The organism is Microcystis sp. LEGE 00066, assembly GCF_015207925.1.
Taxonomy (GTDB): domain Bacteria; phylum Cyanobacteriota; class Cyanobacteriia; order Cyanobacteriales; family Microcystaceae; genus Microcystis; species Microcystis ichthyoblabe_A.
In genome coordinates this window covers 1-6,243 of the sequence record NZ_JADEVX010000222.1, presented here as the reverse complement: position 1 = coordinate 6,243, position 6,243 = coordinate 1, and the positions used below count along the sequence as shown (strand labels likewise).

The window sequence follows — 6,243 nt, the reverse complement described above, 5'->3', positions numbered from 1 at the left end:
AAAGACATTGGGCGATTTTTGTCAATTGTTTTTTATCTAAAGCGAACTAATCAATTAAATCCCTTACCAGATAAAGATTTTGTTGATTTATGCCCCCCTATCGAACCATAACAAGTAACGAAGAGCCATTTTAGACACGATATTATGACTCATCACCATATGATTCATACTCAGTCTCAAGTATTGCTATTCGTAGTCGAATATTCTTTGAGAACTTATTGAAATACTGAATTATTTTTAGAAATCCCAAGTTGCCGGTAGAACTTGTTTCTACAAAGTTTACAAACTTCTGAGGTACTGCAACAAGATCCTCTTCGGAAGAAGTTCCAACTGTTATACTCTGCCACTCCACCAACTTCAAAACATTGCGAAGAACTCCTTCTATACCGCCAATTTGGGATCTTAAATCATCAATAAGTTTCTCATACTCCTGATTATCTTCGTCATCGCTATGGTGTTTTTGCCTTACAGACTTTATTGCATCCTGCTCAAATTCTAGTGTCTTAACAATCTTTTCACCCGCCATCTGAGATTCATTAAGTGCAAACAATACCTCTTCAAAGAGGCTTCGCCGGATTTTCCATTGCCCATCATATTTGTCAAAAATAAAAGCTATGCTCAGTCTTCGAAGTTGTAGCCTAATATTTTGATATAAAGTCAAAACTATTGCATAAATTTCTTGCAGACGCTTAATCCTTCGTTCTAATAGCGCTTTTGCTGCCTTCTTACGTGCGATTTCGTCCTCTTTTGATCGCTGAATTCGTGTATATGCAAGTCCAAACCCTCCTACCGCAACAGTGCCCAATAAAAAAGGGAAAAGCTTGTCATAAGTATCTTTTCTCAGCACAAACGGGGTGGTTTTGGGATTGTCATTATTAACATATATAAAAGATAGGAGCATCGCTGAACAAAGAGCTACAACCGAAAAGATCAAGATACCTAAATCAAGCAACTTTGTATGCCGTATATGCGTCGTTTGGCTTAGTGAATTTCGTTTCATTCTTTATTAGCATTAAGGGTGAATTTGTTTAACAGAGAAAGCTTGAACGAGGTACGAATAATGCTAGAAATTTCATGCCTAACCTCGCAATTACGTCATAAAGACGGAAACTTTCTGTATGACACTCTCCAGAGTAACGATATGGGTTAACTTTCGGCATATCACCCCATTTAGGCGCGATCGCCAGAACTTTTCCCTATATTACGCCCAAAAGCGTGTTAGCTAGATTAGTATATTGCCAAAAACCTTGTTTAACCAAATTCCTGACAATTAGGCCAATTCTACCGACGATTATTCGATCTGACCGCACCTCTTGACAAAAATTTATAATTATTCGATTCGTTTAATTGTCGGGGTCTTCTGTAAAGATTTTTTACCTGGAAATCCACACCCAGTAACAAACTTTTTGCCGCAAACTCTAATTCAACCTTTTGCTCCTGTACTTTTAGCAGCACAGGAGCAAAGCTGAAAATAAAAATTAATAAATGTCCTCATCGGTGATAACTTCCACGGGAATCACTTCTTCTAACACTTTTTCCTGCATTTCTTGGCGACGAATTGGTATTTTGGTTTTTTCCAATTCAGGTAAAGCGACTAATTCCCGTTGTTTTTCCCGGACAGTATTGGGTAACAACATCGGTAAAGGTTCGGGAGTTTCTAACCAGTAGCTGGCCACCGGTAGGGTATGTTCTAAATCTTCCAATAAACGGGGAATAATCATCACCGCGTGCAGTTCACCGATTTTCTCCGCTTCCCGCATTCCCGCATCAATGGCTACGGCCACATTAGCGACGGAACCCCGGATAATGGCCGTACACAAACCATCCCCAATTGTTTCGTAGGAAGCTAACTGCACATCGGCCGATTTTAACATGGCATCGGCTGCCCCCACCATAGCAGGAAAACCACGGGTTTCCAAGAGACCGATCGACATATTGCTCAGTTTGCTGAAACCCCGTTGACTTTGGGCAATTTCGGCTAAACGGCTACCAATTGGGAAAATTACCTCTAAATTGGGCATCGGTCGGGGAATAACCGATTTAGATACCAATTGTCCGAACTGTGCGGCGGTTTTTGCTCCTTCTTCCACTGCTAACCGCACATCGGCAATATTACCACGCACGATCGCCGTACAGTGACCACCGCCAATTTTTTCGTAACCCACGAGGGTAACTTCTGCGGATTTTAGCATCATATCCGCCGTCCCGACGATCGCCGGAAAGCTGAGGGTAGAGACTAAACCCAAGGCGCTATCTTTGGGGTGACGCTTGGTTTTCATCGTCCTTTGACCGGGGTTAGTTGTGGACGAGGGGGGAATGCTTCCATTAACTCTTAATCTAGACATTGAAGATAAACTTGCCCTAACAGGTACGAAGGGGGTGATTGTCAGCTATCCTGTTACTATCTAGTCTATCCTGTTAACCTTAATTGCTATTGAAGATTTTTTAGGGATTAGATAAATTTTAGTTATTGTAGCTTGATCAAATTGTCTATGACAGAACAGCCTCGCAGTACAGATGATCGAATCAGCGAAACGGAAGCGACCGAATTAATGCGCTCGCTGCTTCATAAGGAAGGAAATTGGGTGAATTGGGGGCAAAAATGTCAAAAACTGCAAAAAGCTGGCTACGATTCCCAGTTAATCTTTGAACAAACGGGTTTTCAAAATGCCCAACAAAATTTAATTATTGTCGCTGCCCAAGTTTTTGAGAGTTTAATCAAAGCAGGAGCAGATGAAGATTTATTAAGTTACTACATCGGGCCGCGCAGTGATGTGCTATACGAATTGCGGATTCTCAACCAAGAACAAAGACTGGGAGCAGCGAAATTAGCGGCAGAAAAAAGGATTGAGGTGGCTGAAGCACACGATATCGCCAAAGCTATCCAAGATTTTTCCCGTTTATCCCAGATTCCCAGTGAATTTACCCGTCATCCTGGAGATGCGATCGCTTACCAGTGTTGGAAACGGGGCAAACAAAAGCGGGATTTAGCCGAAAGAGCGAAATTAATCGCTAAAGGTTTGAAATTTGCCCATTCTGACTCGGCCAGACAGGCGATCGAGTCTTTACTACAAGATTTTACCGTTACTCCCACCCGTAGCGCTCCCCTGCTGCCCGTCCATCGTTTACAGGATGAGGACGAATTAGCCAGAATTATTCCTTTAGTAGGAAGATTTCCGGTGACGGTAACTGATATAAAACACACAGAAAGTTTGAGCGTCGAGGAACCTTTTCGACTGGTAACGGTGGGGGATAAACAAACGATTGTGCCTCTCCCCGGTTGGCAAGCAATTCTCAAGGCGATCGATCCTGTAGCTATTTTATGGCCTAGTGATCAATTACCTCGATCGATTGCCACCAGACCCGAGGAAGTGTTATTAGTGATCGATCGAGTTTTGGCCGAATGGGACGTGAACAATTATTATCTAGTAGAGAGAGATAATTCCGTCTCTTTACAATGGTTTGATAGTTCCCCCGATGTCACCATACTAGGTGAATTGATCTTGATTTTAAGAGCCAAAAATATCCTCGATGAAAACAACATCACCGAACCCTGGCAAATGGACGACTAAATCAGTGATCAGTGATCAGTAAACAGTGATCAGGTTTAAGCTATTAGTTATGAGTGGGAATAAGAAAATAGATAAACTGATAACTGAATCGAATAAAACTGGTCACTGCTAACTTGTAGCTGACGGCATAACTTAAGAAACTAAGAGACATTTTTAAAGGAAAAAGTAACAAAGCGGACAAAGGAGACAGAAGACAAATTTACCATACTTTTGCCTTTTGCCTTTTGACTCTTGCCTTTTTCTGCCTGATAACTGATAACTGATAACTGATAACTGATAACTGAATATATGCGTGCAGTAATTTGTGGATATTATGGGAGAGGAAACGGAGGAGATGAGGCATTATTAGTGTCTCTATTGCAGATGATGCCGTCAGAAATTAAACCTATTGTTTTGTCAAATAATCCCAGAGAAACCAGTCAACGTTATGGGGTGGAAACCTGTCCTAGTCGGGATTGGTGGCAAGTTTTTCAAACTCTTAAAAAAGCCGATATATTTATCTGGGGTGGCGGCAGTTTAATGCAGGATGTCACCAGTTTTGCCAGTCCAATTTATTACGGTGGTTTAATGGCTCTTGCTCAATTATTGGGCTTAAAAACTATTGCTTGGGGCCAGGGAATTGGACCATTAAATAGACCTTTTACCCGTTGGTTAACCAAAAAAGTCTTAAAACAATGTAGTTTAGTTAGTGTGCGCGATGATACTTCGGCTCATTTAGTCGCCAATTGGGGTATTAGTCCCATTGTTGCCCCCGATCCAGTATGGGCTTTAGAAGCTCAATCAGTCAAGGGATTATCGGATTTACCCGCCCCAAGAATCGCCGTCAATTTACGTCCCCATCCCCTATTAACCCCAGCAAAATTAGATAAATTAACCCAAGCTTTAATTCATTTGCAAACCAGTACGGGGGCGTTTATTCTCTTAGTCCCTTTTCAAAAGTCGCGGGATTTGCCCCTCTGTGAAGCTGTAGCACGTCAATTAAGGGAAAATTATCAAATCATTAGCTTAGAGGATCCAAGACAGTTAAAAGGCTTATTTCGTGGGGTAGAAATGGTGATCGGAATGCGCTTTCATAGTTTAATTATGGCCGCAGCAGAAGATTGTCGTTGTTTTGCCCTTAGTTATGATCCGAAAGTGTCGCGATTAATTGCCGAAGTCCCGATGCCTGGTTGGGAATTAGATCAGTTACCAGAGGCAGTTAATGATATTAGTAACACTTGGATTAATTTTTATGCCAATGGAGAGGGATTAACCAGCGATCGCAAACATTTTTTAATCGATCGAGCTTTAATTCATCGAGAAATTTTATCTAGATTGGTGAGCTAATTTTTATGTCGAGTGCTATTACCGAAGCGATCACGACTATTGCCCTGGGTGAGACAAGATTTAATCTCTCCTTAACAGAAGATGGGGCATTTTTCCCGAATGGCAAAGTGATTTACTGTCCCTATCTAGCCATGAAAAAAAGAGTTTAGATGAACTAAGACAAAGATATTTAGTAAGGATTCAGGTCAGGGGATTGACAAAAACAGAAAAAAGTGTAGATTGAGAGGATGAAGCAAAAAGAGCCGCAGCAGCTACTAGACAGGGAAAGCCTGAAAAAACTGACCCCAGAACAACTGGTGGAGATGGTGCTGAAATTACAGGAGTTAGGGACTTCCAAAAAATAAACTATTCATTCTCAAGAATAATAATCATTCTCGGAGTGTGGGAGGTAGGGGTCGATGGTTGCCCCCTCCTTCCAATTTTGTAGTAGAATTAGGTAATGATTCGGTAGTAGTGGCGTAGTTCTCTTGCTTACCTGGTATGAATTGTCTAAAATATTTATTAGTAAAAATAATTGGAACCCGATCAGTCTTTAAACCTCTAGCTTGATCATGACTTTTCTGATAAATATCTTTTTCTGGCTTCTGTCTGGCTTACTCAAATATCAGTCTAGCACCGAAAAAATCCCCCCCTAGTTCACCTCTATTCCCCTGTCCTAATTGTGGTTCTCACCATAGAATCAAGAATGGTTCTATTCATAATGGAAAACCCAAACGTCAATGTAAAGAATGTGGTCGTCAGTTTGTGATCAATCCCACTAATAAAACCGTCTCTGACGAAACCAAACAATTAATTGATAAACTCTTGCTCGAACGAATTTCCTTACGAGGAATTGCTAGAGTAACAGGGGTAAGTTGGTCATGGTTACAAAATTATGTCAACAATAAATTGGCATCTGTCCCTCGTCAAATAAAGGTTTCGGACAAACCAAAAGGTAAATTAGTTATAGAATGTGATGAGATGTGGTCTTTTGTTTTTTCTAAAACAATCAAGGTGTATATTTGGCGGTTAATTGATAGAAATACAAGGGAAATTATTGGCTGCTATGCGCGGAGATAGGAGTCGTCAATCAGCCAAAAAACTTTGGGGCTAGTTTACCAGGCGTTTACCGACAATGTGCAGTTGCTTACACAGACTTTTGGAAGTCCTATAAGACAGTAATTCCCAGTAAACGTCATCGACCAGTCGGGAAAGAAACTGGTCAAACTAATCCTATTGAACCCACATTCCGCACCCTAAGCTGTCACAGAGAGAAATTACGGAGAGAAAAAATCAAAGTGAGCATAAAAATAAACATAAGGAGCGAAAAAAGGCATTTGAGAAACAGTAAAGCACCAAAAATGGC

The 6,243-nt window shown here is 41.0% G+C and carries 5 protein-coding genes and 1 pseudogene; 4 read left to right on the top strand and 2 right to left on the bottom strand.

Annotated features, from left to right (window positions below):
• Positions 1 to 142: 142 nt before the first annotated feature.
• Together IQ224_RS20715 and IQ224_RS20710 are read right to left on the bottom strand one after the other, a co-directional pair.
• Positions 143 to 1,000: a hypothetical protein gene (locus tag IQ224_RS20715; protein ID WP_194033447.1), complete on the bottom strand. Its 858-nt coding sequence runs from the start codon at positions 998 to 1,000 to the stop codon at positions 143 to 145.
• A 478-nt stretch (positions 1,001 to 1,478) separates the two neighbouring features.
• Entirely contained in the window at positions 1,479 to 2,279 is an 801-nt protein-coding gene (locus IQ224_RS20710; protein WP_036402228.1) for a BMC domain-containing protein, read from the bottom strand.
• Between the two features lie 213 nt (positions 2,280 to 2,492).
• Between IQ224_RS20710 and IQ224_RS20705 the strand changes: the two genes are divergently transcribed.
• The 4 genes and pseudogenes from IQ224_RS20705 to IQ224_RS20690 all read left to right on the top strand — a co-directional run.
• Positions 2,493 to 3,572 (top strand): RuBisCO accumulation factor 1, encoded by a 1,080-nt coding sequence (locus IQ224_RS20705; protein ID WP_002746769.1) that lies wholly within the window; start codon positions 2,493 to 2,495, stop codon positions 3,570 to 3,572.
• 288 nt (positions 3,573 to 3,860) lie between these two features.
• A complete protein-coding gene (gene csaB / locus IQ224_RS20700; protein WP_002746770.1) occupies positions 3,861 to 4,898 on the top strand; it encodes a polysaccharide pyruvyl transferase CsaB in 1,038 nt (345 codons plus the stop codon).
• A 5-nt stretch (positions 4,899 to 4,903) separates the two neighbouring features.
• Positions 4,904 to 5,047, top strand: a complete 144-nt coding sequence (locus IQ224_RS20695) for a hypothetical protein (RefSeq protein WP_016517020.1) — start codon at positions 4,904 to 4,906, stop codon at positions 5,045 to 5,047.
• 454 nt (positions 5,048 to 5,501) lie between these two features.
• Positions 5,502 to 6,243 (top strand): annotated as a pseudogene (locus IQ224_RS20690) (IS1 family transposase); the annotation flags it as partial.